Annotated in this window: 14 protein-coding genes; 4 read left to right on the forward strand and 10 right to left on the reverse strand. The window is 75.1% G+C overall.

Features of this window, described 5'->3' with window-relative positions:
• The first annotated feature begins 108 nt into the window (after positions 1-108).
• On the forward strand, positions 109-1,026 hold the full coding sequence (locus tag ABD385_RS28160) for a universal stress protein (RefSeq protein ID WP_344581323.1): 918 nt from the start codon (positions 109-111) through the stop codon (positions 1,024-1,026).
• Positions 1,027-1,073: 47 nt separating this feature from the next.
• Here ABD385_RS28160 and ABD385_RS28165 read toward each other — a convergent pair whose 3' ends face one another.
• The 4 genes from ABD385_RS28165 to ABD385_RS28180 all read right to left on the reverse strand — a co-directional run bounded on the left by ABD385_RS28165 (position 1,074) and on the right by ABD385_RS28180 (position 5,282).
• Complete coding sequence (locus ABD385_RS28165; protein WP_344581325.1) at positions 1,074-1,712, reverse strand: DedA family protein; 639 nt, start codon at positions 1,710-1,712, stop codon at positions 1,074-1,076.
• 154 nt (positions 1,713-1,866) lie between these two features.
• Positions 1,867-2,331: a DoxX family protein gene (locus ABD385_RS28170; protein ID WP_344581329.1), complete on the reverse strand. Its 465-nt coding sequence runs from the start codon at positions 2,329-2,331 to the stop codon at positions 1,867-1,869.
• 123 nt (positions 2,332-2,454) lie between these two features.
• On the reverse strand, positions 2,455-4,374 hold the full coding sequence (locus ABD385_RS28175; RefSeq protein ID WP_344581332.1) for an FAD/NAD(P)-binding protein: 1,920 nt from the start codon (positions 4,372-4,374) through the stop codon (positions 2,455-2,457).
• A 263-nt stretch (positions 4,375-4,637) separates the two neighbouring features.
• Entirely contained in the window at positions 4,638-5,282 is a 645-nt protein-coding gene (locus tag ABD385_RS28180) for an HNH endonuclease family protein (RefSeq protein ID WP_344581334.1), read from the reverse strand.
• Between the two features lie 149 nt (positions 5,283-5,431).
• Here ABD385_RS28180 and ABD385_RS28185 point away from each other — a divergent pair, with 149 nt between their 5' ends.
• Entirely contained in the window at positions 5,432-6,178 is a 747-nt protein-coding gene (locus tag ABD385_RS28185; RefSeq protein WP_344581337.1) for an ABC transporter permease, read from the forward strand.
• 84 nt (positions 6,179-6,262) lie between these two features.
• Here the strand turns inward: ABD385_RS28185 and ABD385_RS28190 are convergent, their stop codons facing one another.
• Together ABD385_RS28190 and ABD385_RS28195 are read right to left on the reverse strand one after the other, a co-directional pair.
• Positions 6,263-6,925, reverse strand: coding sequence for an HAD-IA family hydrolase (locus ABD385_RS28190; protein ID WP_344581339.1), 663 nt, complete (start codon positions 6,923-6,925; stop codon positions 6,263-6,265).
• A gap of 276 nt (positions 6,926-7,201) precedes the next feature.
• Positions 7,202-8,149 carry a peptidoglycan-binding domain-containing protein gene (locus tag ABD385_RS28195; RefSeq protein WP_344581343.1) on the reverse strand — a complete coding sequence of 316 codons (948 nt, stop codon included), beginning with the start codon at positions 8,147-8,149 and terminating at the stop codon, positions 7,202-7,204.
• A 308-nt stretch (positions 8,150-8,457) separates the two neighbouring features.
• Here ABD385_RS28195 and ABD385_RS28200 point away from each other — a divergent pair, with 308 nt between their 5' ends.
• On the forward strand, positions 8,458-10,539 hold the full coding sequence (locus ABD385_RS28200) for an MFS transporter (RefSeq protein WP_344581345.1): 2,082 nt from the start codon (positions 8,458-8,460) through the stop codon (positions 10,537-10,539).
• A gap of 25 nt (positions 10,540-10,564) precedes the next feature.
• On the opposite strand, the gene ABD385_RS28205 is transcribed toward ABD385_RS28200, so the two are convergent.
• From ABD385_RS28205 to ABD385_RS28215, 3 genes are all read right to left on the reverse strand, one after another.
• A complete protein-coding gene (locus ABD385_RS28205; RefSeq protein WP_344581348.1) occupies positions 10,565-11,107 on the reverse strand; it encodes a GNAT family N-acetyltransferase in 543 nt (180 codons plus the stop codon).
• 98 nt (positions 11,108-11,205) lie between these two features.
• Entirely contained in the window at positions 11,206-11,526 is a 321-nt protein-coding gene (locus tag ABD385_RS28210; protein ID WP_344581350.1) for an antibiotic biosynthesis monooxygenase family protein, read from the reverse strand.
• A gap of 198 nt (positions 11,527-11,724) precedes the next feature.
• Positions 11,725-12,051: an FKBP-type peptidyl-prolyl cis-trans isomerase gene (locus ABD385_RS28215; RefSeq protein ID WP_344581352.1), complete on the reverse strand. Its 327-nt coding sequence runs from the start codon at positions 12,049-12,051 to the stop codon at positions 11,725-11,727.
• A 235-nt stretch (positions 12,052-12,286) separates the two neighbouring features.
• Here ABD385_RS28215 and ABD385_RS28220 point away from each other — a divergent pair, with 235 nt between their 5' ends.
• Positions 12,287-12,523, forward strand: a complete 237-nt coding sequence (locus tag ABD385_RS28220; protein ID WP_344581355.1) for a hypothetical protein — start codon at positions 12,287-12,289, stop codon at positions 12,521-12,523.
• A 25-nt stretch (positions 12,524-12,548) separates the two neighbouring features.
• Here ABD385_RS28220 and ABD385_RS28225 read toward each other — a convergent pair whose 3' ends face one another.
• Positions 12,549-13,703 carry a DUF2330 domain-containing protein gene (locus ABD385_RS28225; RefSeq protein WP_344581359.1) on the reverse strand — a complete coding sequence of 385 codons (1,155 nt, stop codon included), beginning with the start codon at positions 13,701-13,703 and terminating at the stop codon, positions 12,549-12,551.
• Positions 13,704-13,859 lie beyond the last annotated feature (156 nt).

A 13,859-nucleotide genomic window follows, 5' to 3' on the forward strand; every position in this document is an offset into this window, starting at 1 on the left:
GTAAGCGGACGCACTCGGGTGTACTCGTACGTACCGATGCTTAGCCAGGCGCACCGAGACATAACAAGACGTACGCGGTCCTCAACGGGTTCATGGGTGGAGGCATGTATGGGCACCTCGCCGGTCATCGTCGGTGTGGACGGATCCCCGGACAGCGAGCGGGCGTTGCGCTGGGCGGCCGAGGCGGCCCGGGTGCGGTCGGCGCCGCTGCGCATCGTGCACGTGTGGCCGTACGCCACCGCCGAGCGGGCCGCGGCCGGCGAACGGGGCGGCGACGCGGTACTGGCCGACCTGCGGGACCGGCCGTTCCTGGCCGCGCTGCCGGAGGTGGAGTTCCGGGCGCTCAGCGGGCTGGCCGACACCCTGCTGCCCGCGCTGGGCGCCGAGGGCCAGCTGCTCGTCCTGGGTTCGCGCGGGCGCGGCGGGTTCGCCAGCCTGCTGCTCGGCTCCAACGGCCTGGCCTGCGCCGCCCGGTCCGCCTGCCCGGTCGTGGTGGTGCCGCGGCCGGACCGCGCCGGCACCGAACGGGGGCCGGACGGCGAGGCGGTGCCGCCGGCCGTCCGCCAGGTGACCCTGGGCGTGGACGCCGCCTCCGACGAGCCCGCGGCGATCGGCTTCGCGTTCGCCGAGGCCGCCCGCCGGGGCGCCCGCCTGCGGGTCGTCTCCGGCTACACCTGGCCGATGTTGCTGCCGCCCGCCTTCGAGTACGCGGCGGTCTACGAGTCCACGCAGCCGGATTACGAGGACGCGCTCGCCCTCCAACTGGCGGACGCGCTCGCCCCGCACCGGGCGCGCCACCCCGGGGTGGAGGTGGCGGTGCAGTTGCGGGCCGAGGACGCGGCGGGGCAGCTGGTGGCCGCGTCGGTGGGGAGCGACCTGCTGGTGGTGGCCCGGCACCGGCGGCGGTTGCCGGTCGGCCCGCGGCTGGGGTCGGTGGCGCACGCGGTGCTGCTGCACGCGGTCTGTCCGGTCGCGGTGGTGCCCGAGACCGCGGACGACGACGGTGGAGCGGGGAGCGGCGGGTAGGTCGGCCCCCGGGCGCGGGGTGCGCTGACGCCCTCGCCGGCCGGCGGTCAGTGCGCGGCGGGCTGCCGCTCCGGGCGCCGCATGAGGTACACGGCGACCGAGCCCGCTATGAAGAGCGCCAGGACGGAGAGGGCGGTGCTCATCCAGGAGGCGCCGAGCCAGTGGCCGCCGAAGTAGCCCAGGCTGACGCTGTACGCGGCCCAGGCCAGGCCGGCCAGCGCCGACCAGGGGAGGAACTCGCGGATCGTCCGGTGCGCCACCCCGGCGCCCAGGCTGACCACGGAGCGTCCGGCGGGCGCGAAGCGGGCCAGCACCACGATGCCGCCGCCGCCCCGGGTGAGCGCCACGCCCAGTCGCTGCTGGGCGGCGGCCAAGCGGCGGGAGCGCCCGATGGCGCGGTCGAAGCGGTCGCCGCCGCGCCAGGCCAGCCGGTAGGCGACCAGGTCGCCGAGGACCGAGGCGGACGCCGCGCAGAGCACCAGGGAGGCCATTTCGGCCAGGTGGTTGCCGTGCGGGACGGAGGCGGCGACGTCGGCGGCGGGGCCGTAGCCGGCGGCCGTGGTGGCCGCGGTGACCACCAGGACCCCGCTCGGCAGGATCGGCACGAAGACGTCGAGGACGACCGAGAGGCCGATGATCACGTACACCCAGGGGGTGCCGCTCAGCGACCCCAGGCTCTCCACCAACGTCTTGCTCCCGGTCCGGACCCCGCCGCGACGTCGCTCGGCGCGGCAGGGGCGGCACTACAGCCATACAGCGTACGCCTGGCCGAAAAGTGCGCCCGGGCCGGGGCGGGAAAGCGGTCCCGCCCCGACCCGGGCCCGGTCGTCGGTGCGGACGTCAGACGCTGCTCGTGGCGCGCTCGGCGACCGGCGCCGGCTCCTGCGCCGAGCCGTTGAACAGGCGCCGGTCCAGCGCCCAGGAGCCGGGGCCGACGAAGACGATCAGCAGGAAGGCCCAGCAGAACATCACGGCCGCCTCGCCGCCGTTCTGGAGCGGCCACAGCGCGTGCGGCTGGTGCATCGTGAAGTAGGCGTAGGCCATCGAGCCGGAGCTGACGAACGCCGCCGCCCGGGTGCCCAGGCCCAGCAGCACCAGGAGGCCGCCGGCCAGCTGGATGACCGCGGCGTACCAGCCGGGCCAGCTGCCGGTCGGGAGGGCGTGGCCGGTGCCCATCGCGCCGCCGAGGACGCCGAAGAGCGACGCCGCGCCGTGGCAGGCGAAGAGCAGCCCGACGACGATCCGGAAGAGCGCCAGGGCGTGCGGCGTCGATTTCTCGGTGAAGGAGTGCAGGGGAGCGGACATGAGGTGACTCCTAGGACTTCGGGGACGAGCGCGGGCGCGGGGGACGTCGCGACCGCGGAGTCCTGTAGATTAGGCGCACCTAACTAATGCTTGCAAGTTCAACATTCCGCGTGAAAGCGGGAGCTATTGGTCCGAACCAATGAGATTTGAGGCGGTCTTTGCGGCACGCAGTGCCGCCCGCGCCACCGCGTCGGTGTCGGCCAGCGTGACCGAACCCACCCCCGGGCGCGCGCCCGCCGCCGTCACCCAGTGCACGCCCTCCGTCGGCACCCCGACCGCGAACCGCCGCGGATGCGGCCGGCCGTCCGCCCCGATGAGGTGGTACGGGCTCGGCGACACGTCCAGGCCGCCGGTCTCGTAGCCGTCCGCGGCGTGCGGCCGGCAGCCGCCGTCCGCCAACAGCCCGGCCAGCAGCGCGTCCCCGGTCCGCCGTAGGTCCGGCTCCGGCAGCCGGGCCTCTATCAGGGCCCCGGCAGTGATCCGCGAGCCGGGGACGGCCGGGGAGTCGGCCGTGAAACCGGGCGCCGTCCCGTCCGCGCCGGTCGCCCGGACCGCCATGCCGGGGCCGACCACCTGAAGCACCCCCGCCTCGACGAGGGCCGCCATCTCCGCTATCCGGCGGCGCGGCGGGCCGATCGACAGGAAGGCGTTCAGCGGGGTGTACCAGCGGTCCAGGTGGTCACGGCGGGAGGCGCCGGCCAGGCCGCCGTGGTCGACGATCAGCCGCAGCTCGTTGCGCAGGTCCCGCAGCACGTCCAGGGCCGCCTTCACCGGGCCGGTGACGTTGCCCTGCCGGGCGTGCGCGACGTCGGCCCGCAGGCGGTCCAGCAGCCAGGCGCGGAACGCGGCCCGGTCGGCGAACGGCCCCGCGGGGCACGGCCGGGTGATCCGGTCCCAGTCCCAGCGGTCGGCGGGCGCCAGGCCGAAGGCGTCGAGCACCGCGGCCTCCCCCGGGCTGCGGTGCGCGCTGCCCAGGAAGCGTTCCCGGAAGCGGTCCCGTTCGGCGTCGGGCAGACCGCCGCGACCGGCGCCGCGGCGCGCCAGCAGCGCCTCGTAGTAGACCGTCTCCACCTCCTTGGCCACCAGCGGCCAGACCTCCGTCAGGAAGTCGGGTGGGTCGCCGGCGTCCGCCCGCTTGCGGAACGCCGCGATCACGTCCGCGGTGAGCAGCAGCGGCAGGTGCCGGCCGTGCGCGCCCTTCGCGTTGTCGCCGCGCGCGTGGTACGGCACGCCGCGCCGGGAGCCGGCGTAGAGGCGGGGCTCGCGCCCCGACGGGCGGTAGCGCAGGGCGCCGTCGGGGCCGGTGGCGAACCGGCCGCCGCGGCCCGCGGTCAGCAGCGCCAGGTGGTCGAAGAAGTTCAGCCCGAGGCCGCGCAGCAGCACCGGGCGGCCCGCGGGCAGCGCCGCCAACTCGGCGGTGAGGTCGGCGGGGTTGGCGGGCGGCAGGTAGTGCAGGCCGTGGGCGGCGGCGTGGTCGGCCAGGCTCCGCTGGCCGGCGTCCGGGCGGGCCGGCAGGTGGCCCTGGGCCAGCACCACGGCGCCCAGCCCGGACAGTGTCCGACCGTCGTCGAGGGTGAGCGCCTGGGTGCCGTCGGCGGCCTCGGCCAGGCGCATCGCGCGGGCCCGGTGCGCGACGATCCGCACCCCGTCCGGGGCGGTGCGCACCGTGTGCCGGAAGACCCACTCCAGATAGCGGCCGTACAGCGCGCGCCCCGGGTAGTCGTCCGGTCCGACGTCGCAGCCCTGCCAGTCGTGCAGGCTCGGCCCGGTGCGGATCGGCCCCGCGCACTGAACGCTGGCGTCGGTGAAGAGGGTGACCTGTGAGGCCACGGTGTTCATGAGGAGGTCGGCGGGTTGGTCGGAGCGCCACACCTGGCCGGCGCCGGGCGGGGCCGGGTCGACGACGTGGACGGTCAGCCGGGTGCCCGGTGCCAGCTCGGCGGCCGAGGCGCAGATCCGCTCCAGGACACTCGTCCCGCGCGGACCCGCCCCGACGACGGCGAGGCGGGCGGTGGGACGGTCGGCGGGGTGGGCGGCGGCCACGAGCGGCTCTCCCTGGGGCGGCGGACGGCCGGCGCGCGGGACAGCGCTCCGGCCGTCAAGGGGCGGACGACGGCAAATGTGCGCCCCATCATCACCGTCCGGTGCGCCGCCACGGCACCCGGGTGGGCAAAAGATTCGGCCGGAATCCCAGGTGGGCGGGGCGCCGGTGGCGGCGAACCGCACCGCATCGGCGCTTCACCGGCAACGGAGGCATCGGGCCCACAACCAGCCCAAACCCCTACCCGGCGCCCCGCCCCGCCGGCTCAGCAGCCGTCCAGGATCTTCTTCAGTGCGGCCTTCTCCGCCTGGTCCGCGGTCAGCCCGTAGGTGTGCTTCACCCACACCCACATCCGGGCGTACTCGCAGTGGTACGACGCCTTCGGCGGCAGCCACTCGGCCGGGTCCTTGTCGCCCTTGGCCTGGTTGACGTTGTCGGTGACGGCGATCAGTTGGGAGTGCGTCAGGTCGTTGGCGAACTCCTGGCGGCGTGCGGTGGTCCACTGGGCGGCGCCGGACTTCCACGCCTCCGACAGCGGGACGACGTGGTCGATGTCCAGATCGGACGCCTTGGTCCAGGTCGCGCCGTCGTAGGCGGAGACCCAGGTGCCGCTCACCGCGGCGCAGCTGCCGTCCTGCTGGACGTTCTTGCCGTCGCGCTTGAGCACCACCTCGCGGGTGTTGCAGCTGTTGCCCTGGTCGATCCAGTGCGGGAACTTGTCGCGGCTGTAGCCGTCTTGGGGCCCCTCGGCCTGCTCCTTGATCTGCCCGAGGTAGGTCCGCGCGGTGGCGGCGCTCGGCGGAGCGGGCGGGGCGGCCTGGGCGGGCGGTCCGCTCAGGACGAGGGTGCAGGTCAGGGCGGCGGTCGTGGCCGCGATGAAGGACACGCGACGCGCGTAGCCCAGTGGCATCGGAACTCCCTTGGGATGGGGGGAAGTTGACGTGCGCTCGGGCCCATGCTGGGCGCGTGGGGTTGCCGGCGCATGGGCTCCGGGTGACAGCGTGGCGACATGTGCACGTCACTTCAAGGGCTCGGCGTTCCCCCGCCTACAGTGGGCGGGTGCTGCTGCCGGTCAATCCCACCCTCGGCGTCGTCCTCGCCGTCCTCCTGCTCGCCGCGGTGGCCGTCGCCGCGCTGGCCCGCCTCGGCCACGCCCGGGCGATCGCCCTCGCCGGCCTGCGCGCGGCGGTCCAACTCGCCGCCGTCTCCGCCCTCATCGGCTGGGTCGTGCGCGTCCTGCCCGCGTTGCTGTGCTTCCTGCTCCTGATGTTCGCGGTGGCGGTCCGCACGGCGGGCCGGCGGATCACCGCCAACCGCACCTGGTGGTGGGCCGCGGCGCCGATCGCCGCCGGCGTCGTCCCCGTCGTCGGGGTGCTGCTGCTCACCGGCCTGCTGCCGCCGCGCGGCCTCGCCGTGATCCCGGTCGTGGGCATCCTGATCGGCGGCGCGCTGACCGCGACCGTCCTCGCCGGGCGTCGGGCACTGGACCAACTGGAGCTGCGGCGCGGGGAGTTCGAGGCCGGACTGGCCCTCGGGCTACTGGACCGGGAGGCGCGGATGGAGGTGGCCCGCCCCGCCGCGTCGGACGCCCTGCTGCCGGGCCTCGACCAGACCCGGACGGTCGGGCTGGTCACCCTCCCCGGGGCGTTCGTCGGCATGCTGCTGGGCGGCGCCTCGCCCGTGCAGGCCGGCGCGGTCCAGCTCTTCGTCCTGGTCGCGCTCCTGGCCGTGCAGGCGGTCGCGTGCGCGGTGGTGCTGGAGCTGATCGCCCGCGGAACGATCCACCGCGCGCCGACGGGGCGCTGACGCCGTCGCCTCCCGGCCCGGGGTACGCCGACGGCCCGGCGGCGTACGGCCGTCAGGGCCTGACCGAGGGGCCGGTCGCGGGTCTCAGGCGCTGATGCGGACCGCGATCCCGCCGTCCACCAGCGCCTCGACGCGGATCTGGGTGAGGTCGCGGACGTGCGCGGTGGGGGCGAACCGGGCGGCCCGCTCGCCGACCCCGACGACCCGCATCCCGGCGGCCCGGCCGGCCTCGATGCCCGCCTCGGAGTCCTCGAAGACCAGGCAGTCCTCGGGCGCGAAGCCCAGCTCGGCGGCGCCCTTGAGGAAGCCCTCCGGGTCCGGCTTGCTGGCGCTCACGGACTCCGCGGTGATCCGCACCTGGGGCATGGGCAGCGCGGCCGCGCCCATGCGGGCCTCGGCCAGCGCGACGTCGGCGGAGGTCACCAGGGCGTGCGGCAGCCGGGCGAGGGCGGCCATGAAGGCGGGGGCGCCGGGCACCGGCACCACGCCCTCGACGTCGGCGGTCTCCTGCGCCAGCATCAGCCGGTTGTCGGCCAGGTTCTGCTCCATCGGGCGGTCCGGCAGCAGTGCCGCCATGGTGGCCCAGCCCTGGCGCCCGTGGACGACCTGGAGCACGTCCTCGGCCGGCAGTCCCTGCTCGGCCGCCCAGCGCTGCCAACAGCGCTCCACGACGGCCTCGGAGTTCACGATGGTCGAGTCCATGTCCAGCAGCAGGGCGCGGGTGATGAGCGTGGTGGTGGCCGGCATCGGCGGGCTCCTGGGCGCGGTGGGGCTGGCAGCTGCGCTGTCAGGGCGGGCGGGAGGACACAAGCGGTCCCGCCCGCCGGTCAGGGGGTGCGGGCGGAACCACTTTGTTTTTTCACGATACAAAAAGCTGAGGGCCACCGACAACCGCTCACGCCTGTGAACGACATGGCATACGTCACGGTCCGGGGGACATGTCGCCCTCCGAGGGCGCGCGCCGCACGGACCGCGGGCGCGGAACGGGGCGCGCCCACCGGGTCCGCCGGGCCGACCGCTCGGTCACGGCTGTGCGGTGCGCGCCTCCAAGGACGTACGGGTCGCGGACCCGTAGACGCCGTCCGGATCCCCGTGCACCCCGTAGGTCCGCTGGTAGCGCGCCACCGCGTCCCGCACCGCCGCGCCGTACTGGCCGTCGGCCGCCCCCGCGTAGAGCGCCACCTGCCGCAGCCGCCCCTGGAGCTCGACCACCTCCGGGCCGCTGGAGCCCTCGCGCAGCACGATCGGCCCGCTGGGCGGCGCGCTCGGAGCGACGCTGCCGGTCGGCACCGCGACGCTGCCGGACGCCCGCACCGGGGACGGCGGCGGGGCCGGCGGGCGGGGCGGGGCAACGGTCGCCCCGGGGCGCCGGGAGCGCGAGGTGGCGGGGGCCGGACGCTCGGGGGCCGGCGCGGAACGGGTGGGCCCGGCGGTGGTCGCGGTGGTCGCGAGGGCCGTGGTGGGGGCGATCGCACCGCCGTCCGGGGGCGCCGCCCGGTCGCGGTCGCCGCCCTGGAGCACCCCGGTGCCGAGCGCGATCGCCGTGGCGGCCACCGCGGCACCGGTGACGGCCAGCAGGGCCGGCCGGCCGCGGCGCCGCTCCGTGGGGGCGGGCGGCCCGGGGGCGCCCACCGGGGCGAGAGGCGCGGCCGGCGGCTCGGACGGGCCCGGCCCGGCCGCCCGGAACGTCCTGGACGCCGGGCCGGCGGGGCGGGACGCCCGGTGGACCGCGGCGTCCACGCCGGGGAGGTCCTCCAAGGCGTCCAACCGCCCCCAGTCACCGACGCCACCGGCTCCGGCGTCGCCCGCCGCCCCGTCCGGCCCGCCGCCGTCCCGGTCCGGCAACGAGACGTACGGCCGTAAGCGCAGCGGATCGAAGTCCTCCGCCTCGGCCGCCGCGCACAGGCAGGTCGGCCGGCCGTCGGCGCGTACCGGGGCGAAGCAGTGCGGGCAGGTGGCTGCTGCCGTCACGAAGGGTCCCCTCTCTGGAGGCGCGAACCGGCAGCCGATTATGCAGAGCGCCCGCCCCCGCCCGCAGGCGCTCCACGACATCCGCGCGACCTCTTCCGGCGCCGTCCGCCCGGCATCGCCCCTTCCGCCCGTCCCGTCCCCCGCTCCGGGCCCCGTCTGCCGGCCCGCGGTCCTCGCGCCGTCCCCGGGGCGGCCATCGGTCGACGGCCGCTCAGCGGGCCGTTTCGCGCGCAAACGCCCACGATGGAGTGAAGGAAAACGAAGGAAGTGCAGAAAGCGAAGGACGCCAGACGAGGGAGACGACGCTCATGGCGCAGGACACCGGTGCTCCTGCCGTTCCCGGCGAGGACCGCTCGCGACGCACGGTCCTGGTCGCGATCGGCGCGCTGCTGCTCGGTCTGCTCATCGCGGCACTCGACCAGACCATCGTCGCCACCGCGCTGCCCACCATCGTCAGCGACCTCGGCGGCCTGGACCACCTGTCCTGGGTGGTCACCGCCTACCTGCTGGCGTCCACCGCCGCGACGCCGCTGTGGGGCAAGCTCGGCGACCAGTACGGCCGCAAGAAGCTGTTCCAGGCCGCCATCGTGATCTTCCTGATCGGCTCGGTGCTCTGCGGCCTGGCCCGGAACATGGGGGAGCTGATCGGCTTCCGGGCCCTCCAGGGCCTGGGCGGCGGCGGCCTGATCGTGCTGTCGATGGCGATCGTCGGGGACATCGTGCCGCCGCGCGAACGCGGCAAGTACCAGGGGCTGTTCGGCGCCGTGTTCGGCGGCACCAGCGTCCTGGGACCGCTGCTCGGCGGGCTGTTCGTGGACCACCTCAGCTGGCGCTGGGTCTTCTACGTCAACGTCCCCATCGGCATCGTCGCGCTCGCCGTCATCGCCGCCGTGCTGCACATTCCGGCCCGCCGGACCCCGCACCGGATCGACTACCTGGGCACCGCCCTGATCGCCGCGGTCGCCGCCTGCCTCGTCCTGATGACCTCGCTCGGCGGCGTCAGCTACCCGTGGGGCTCCTGGCAGACCGCCCTGCTCGCCGGGCTCGGCGTGGTGCTGCTCGCCGCGTTCGTCGTCGTCGAACGCCGGGCCGCGGAACCGGTCATCCCGCTGCGCCTGTTCACCTCGCGCACCTTCACCCTCTGCGCGGTCATCGGCTTCGTGATCGGCTTCGCGATGTTCGGCTCGATGACGTACCTGCCGACGTTCCTCCAGGTCGTGCAGCGGGTCTCGCCGACCATGTCCGGCGTGCACATGCTGCCGATGGTGTTCGGCATGCTGCTGTCCTCGACCGCCTCCGGGCAGATCGTCTCCCGCACCGGCCACTACAAGGTCTTCCCCGTCGCCGGTACCGCGGTGGTCGCGCTCGGCCTGCTGCTCCTGCATCAGCTCGACCCGACCAGCGGCGTCGCGCTGATGAGCACCTACTTCTTCGTCTTCGGCTTCGGGCTGGGCCTGGTCATGCAGGTCCTCGTCCTCATCGTGCAGAACGCGGTGGCCTACGAGGACCTCGGGGTGGCCACTTCGGGCGCCACCTTCTTCCGCTCCATCGGTGCCTCGTTCGGCGTCTCGATCTTCGGCACGCTCTTCGCCAACCGGCTCGGCCCGCGGATCGCCGACGTCCTCGCCGGGCAGCGCCTGCCGGCCGGCGTCTCCCCGTCGGCGATCGCCCAGGACCCGCGGACGATCACCAAACTGCCGCCCGCACAGGCCGCCGGCGTCCTCGGCGCCTACTCCTCCTCCATCACCGACGTCTTCCTCTACGCCGTCCCCGTCGTCCTGGTCGCCTTCGTCCTGGCCTGGTTCCTCAAGGAGGAGCCGCTGCGCGGCAGCGTCATGGCCCCCGACACCAGCGAGGTCCTGTGTTCCAACCCCGTCGAGCGGTCCTCCCGCGAGGAGGTCGCCCGGGCACTGTCCAAACTGGGCAGCATGGCGGGCCGCAAGGACATCTACGAGAAGATCACCGCCCGCGCCGGCCTCGACCTGAAACCGGCCGCCAGCTGGTTGGTGCTGCGCATCCACCGCTGCGGCTCGGTGGAACCGGCGCTGCTGGCGGAGCGCACCCGGGTGCCGCTGGGCGTGATCACCGAGGGCGTCCGGCAGATCGAGGAACGCGGCCTGGCCCGGCGCGAGGGGCTGATGCTGCTGCTCACCGACGACGGCCGGGCCGCCGCCGGACGGCTCTCCGAGGCCCGTCAGGCGTCGCTGGCGGAGCTGCTCGGTGACTGGTGGACCACGGACCGGCCCACCGACCTCACCGACCTCGTCCGGGAGTTGACGACGGAGCTGTGCGGCTCGGACGACGAGGAGCCGCACGACGGCGACGCCCGCCGACCGCTGCCCCGCACCCCGGCCGCCACCCCGCCGCGCCCGCCGGACCTCACCAAGTGACCGGCCGCCACCACGCGGGCGGGCCTCACCCGTCGGCGCGCGCCCCCGCCCCCACCAGCCGCTTCTGGAAGAAGATCTCCGCGTAGCGGTCGTCGTGGTACGGGGCGATCTCGACGTAGCCGCGGCGCCGGTAGAGGGCGACGGCCTCCGTCAGGTCCAGCCGGGTGTCCAGCCGGATCCGCTCCGCGCCCAGCCGGACCGCGGTGCTCTCCGCGGCCGCCAGCAGCCGCCCCGCCACGCCCCGCCCCCGTCGGGCGGGCCGGACGAACACCTGCTTCAACTCCGCGGTCCGGGCGTCCAACAGCCGCACCCCGGCGCACCCGGCGGGCTCGTCCCCGTGCCGCGCCACCAGCAACACCCCGTGCGGCGGCAGCAGCGCGTCGCTCGGGTACTCCGCCACGCCCTCGTCGATCTCGCGCGGCGTCGAGCGGCGCCCCTCGTGCAACACGTAGTACCGGTCGGCGACATCGGTGTAGTACTCGCGCAACAGGGCCAGCGCCACCGGCGACGCGGGCGGTTCGGCGGTGACGGTCCAGGACGGGGCGGCGGCATCGCTCATGGCGGCCATGTCACGCCGCGGCGACGCCCGGCGCAACCGGTTTTGCCGGCCCGGGTGCGACCGCCCGCCGCACGGGCGGTGCGCCGCCGGGGCCGTTCGGCGCGGTGCTACGCGCCCTTCGGCGCGGCCTGCTGGACGACCTCGAACGACCAGACCGTGGACCCGCTGGCGGCCGGCTTCGGCCGGTCGCCGCCGCCCTGGTGAGCGGCCTTCATCGGCCCCTCCATCCACGCCTGGAACGACTCCTCGTCACGCCACCGCGTGTACACCAGGTAGTCGTCGGTGCCTTCGACCGGGCGGAGGAGTTCGAACCACTCGAAGCCGTCCGAGCTCTCCACCGCGTGCGCACGGGAGGCGAAGCGCTGCTCCAGCGTCTCGCGCTGCTCGGCCGGGACGGTCAGGACGTTGATCTTTACCACGCTGGGCACAAGGCACCTCTCACGAAACGGATGGTGACCGGCCGCACGACCTCGACCAGTTGCGTGCAGTCTCCTACATCGGCCGGTCAAGGCGCCGTGAGGATCGCGGCCGGTCGGCGCGGGTCGGCCGCGCGGAGGTGGCCGGCGGGGCCGCGACCGGGGAGCGGTGACGCCCCGGCCCGGCGAACCCCACCGGCCGCCGGTCGATCAATTGATCGCGAGCAGCTCCACGTCGAAGACGAGGGTGGCGTTCGGCGGAATGACGCCGGGGACGCCCCGCGGGCCGTAGCCGTAGTCCGCGGTGATGACGAGCTTCGCGTGCTCGCCCAGCGACATCTGCGGAACGCCCTCGTCCCAGCCCTTGATCAGCTGGCCGACGCCTATGTCACAGACGAACGGCTCGTTCCGGTCGCGGCTGGAGTCGAACTTCTGCCCGTTCTCCAGCGTGCCGGTGTAGTGCATGGTGATCGAGTCACCGGCCTTCGGAAAGTTCTTGCCGTCCCCGGCCGTGATGACTTCCCTGGTCACACCCATGTCAGATCCTTTCAACAGTGGTCAGTAAGAGCGGTCAGAAGACCCTACCGAAGCGTGTTCGCGGATCCGCACGGGCGCCGGCCGGGCGGTGGTCCGCCGGCGGGCGCCGCCGACGAGTCGGCTGATTTGTGACGCTTACCGGGCGGCCCGGCCGGACAGGTACCGCCCGCCCCTCGAACGAGGTCCGGGGCCCGCACAGGCACGCGACAGGCACGCGACAGGTGAGGAGCGGAACGTGGCCGAGGCACGCGCGGGGAACACGCAAGGCGCTGACGGGGCGGCGGACGCCGCACGGGCGCGGCTGGCGGCGGCGCGGGACTACGCGCGGCAGATGGCGGCGGAACTGGTGGCGGGGCGCGTCTGGCACGACGAGGACGGACGGGAGCTGGAGTTCCCGCCCCTCGGGGACCCGACCCGGGCGCACATCGTGTCGTACACGGTCATCGCGGACGTCCTCGACCGGGCCCTGTAGCCGCTTCGCCGCCCACGGCGGGTCGTCAGCCCGGCGGCAGCGGGGGCCGCACGGTGGGGACCGCCGGGCCGCGGCGACGGCGGCCGGCGGTCAGCGCGGCGGTGGCCGCCATCAGCACGAACAGGGCGGCGCCCGCCGTGGGGATCCAGAGGGGGATGCCGCCGACGGTCAGCAGGGTGTCGACGTGGCGCACCCGCCGGTACGGGGTGTCCGCGGCGGCGCGGCGGAATTCGTGGTCGCCGCTGATGCGCTGCGGCTGCGGGAAGTCCTGGTCGAGGGCGGTCAGGAAGACGGGGGCGGGGCCGGCGAAGTCCCGGACGACGTCCTGCGGTCGGATCCGGCCCGCGTAGACGACGCGGGGCGGTGCGCCGCCGATGGCGCCGCGCGGTGCCATCCGGTGCGGGGCCAGGAGGTACAGGCTCAGCGCCTGCGGGGTGGTGGCGAGGCGGGACAGCCGCATCGGGTAGACGAGGCGGTCGGCGGCGAAGGACACCACGAGCGGGTCCAGGGTGCCGGTGAGGCGGGTGCCGTGGTCGGCGGGGGCGAGCCGGACCGCCACGTACTCCCAGCGCTGCGCCACGTACGGGCGGAGCGCCTCGGTCAGCGCGGGGGGCAGCCGGAAGCCGTGGGCGGCGAGCCAACCGCGCAGCGCGTCGGGGTCGGTGGCGGTCAGGCGGGCGACGTCGAACGGGCCCAGCCGTTCGCGGCCGACGACGCCGACCGACGGGTCCGCGGGCGGCGGGGCGGCGGAGACCGAGCCGTCGAAGTCCGACGCGAACGGCCAGTCGGCTTCGTGCGGCCAGAAGTAGTGCCGGTGCTCGACGGCCGGGGCGGTGATCTCGTCGAGTTCGTCGGGGAGTTCGGGGTCGCCCAGCCGTACGGTGGCGCGGTGCGGGACCGGCAGGATCCAGGCGGCGTCCGGGGCGGTGCCGTCGACCGTGAGGCTCATGGCGATCCGTTCGGTGCCGCCGTCCCACCGCACCACCGACGTCTCGTGGTGCACCGCCACCGTGGTGTCCGGGCCGTGCACCATCGCCCCGCAGCCACAGGCGTACGCGGGCCGGGCGAGCCACCCCATCTGCACGGCCAGCAGCACCAGGACCAGGCACAGCGCCCGCCGGCGCCCCACCGCGCCCGCCGTCCCCGTCGTTCCCGTCGTCTTGTCCGTCGCCACGGCCATGGTGGTCCCCCGTTCCGCGCCCGTCGATCCGCACGATCGCCAGGGTCACAGACGGGTGGGGCGGTGTCACCGGTTCCCCTTTTCCGTCCGGTGTCACCCGGATGCGGTGGCGCCCCAGGGCGAACGGCCGGTCGCCGGACCCTCGGTGGGGTTCGG

It is taken from the genome of Streptomyces lunalinharesii (assembly GCF_039532155.1).
GTDB lineage: Bacteria > Actinomycetota > Actinomycetes > Streptomycetales > Streptomycetaceae > Streptomyces > Streptomyces lunalinharesii.

Coding starts and splice junctions, on each gene's coding strand:
- ABD385_RS28160 (WP_344581323.1), top strand. CDS start 109: ATGGGCACCTCGCCGGTCATCGTCGGTGTGGACGGATCCCCGGACAGC.
- ABD385_RS28170 (WP_344581329.1), bottom strand. CDS start 2,331: ATGTCCGCTCCCCTGCACTCCTTCACCGAGAAATCGACGCCGCACGCC.
- ABD385_RS28180 (WP_344581334.1), bottom strand. CDS start 5,282: ATGCCACTGGGCTACGCGCGTCGCGTGTCCTTCATCGCGGCCACGACC.
- ABD385_RS28190 (WP_344581339.1), bottom strand. CDS start 6,925: ATGCCGGCCACCACCACGCTCATCACCCGCGCCCTGCTGCTGGACATG.
- ABD385_RS28200 (WP_344581345.1), top strand. CDS start 8,458: ATGGCGCAGGACACCGGTGCTCCTGCCGTTCCCGGCGAGGACCGCTCG.
- ABD385_RS28205 (WP_344581348.1), bottom strand. CDS start 11,107: ATGGCCGCCATGAGCGATGCCGCCGCCCCGTCCTGGACCGTCACCGCC.
- ABD385_RS28215 (WP_344581352.1), bottom strand. CDS start 12,051: ATGGGTGTGACCAGGGAAGTCATCACGGCCGGGGACGGCAAGAACTTT.
- ABD385_RS28225 (WP_344581359.1), bottom strand. CDS start 13,703: ATGGCCGTGGCGACGGACAAGACGACGGGAACGACGGGGACGGCGGGC.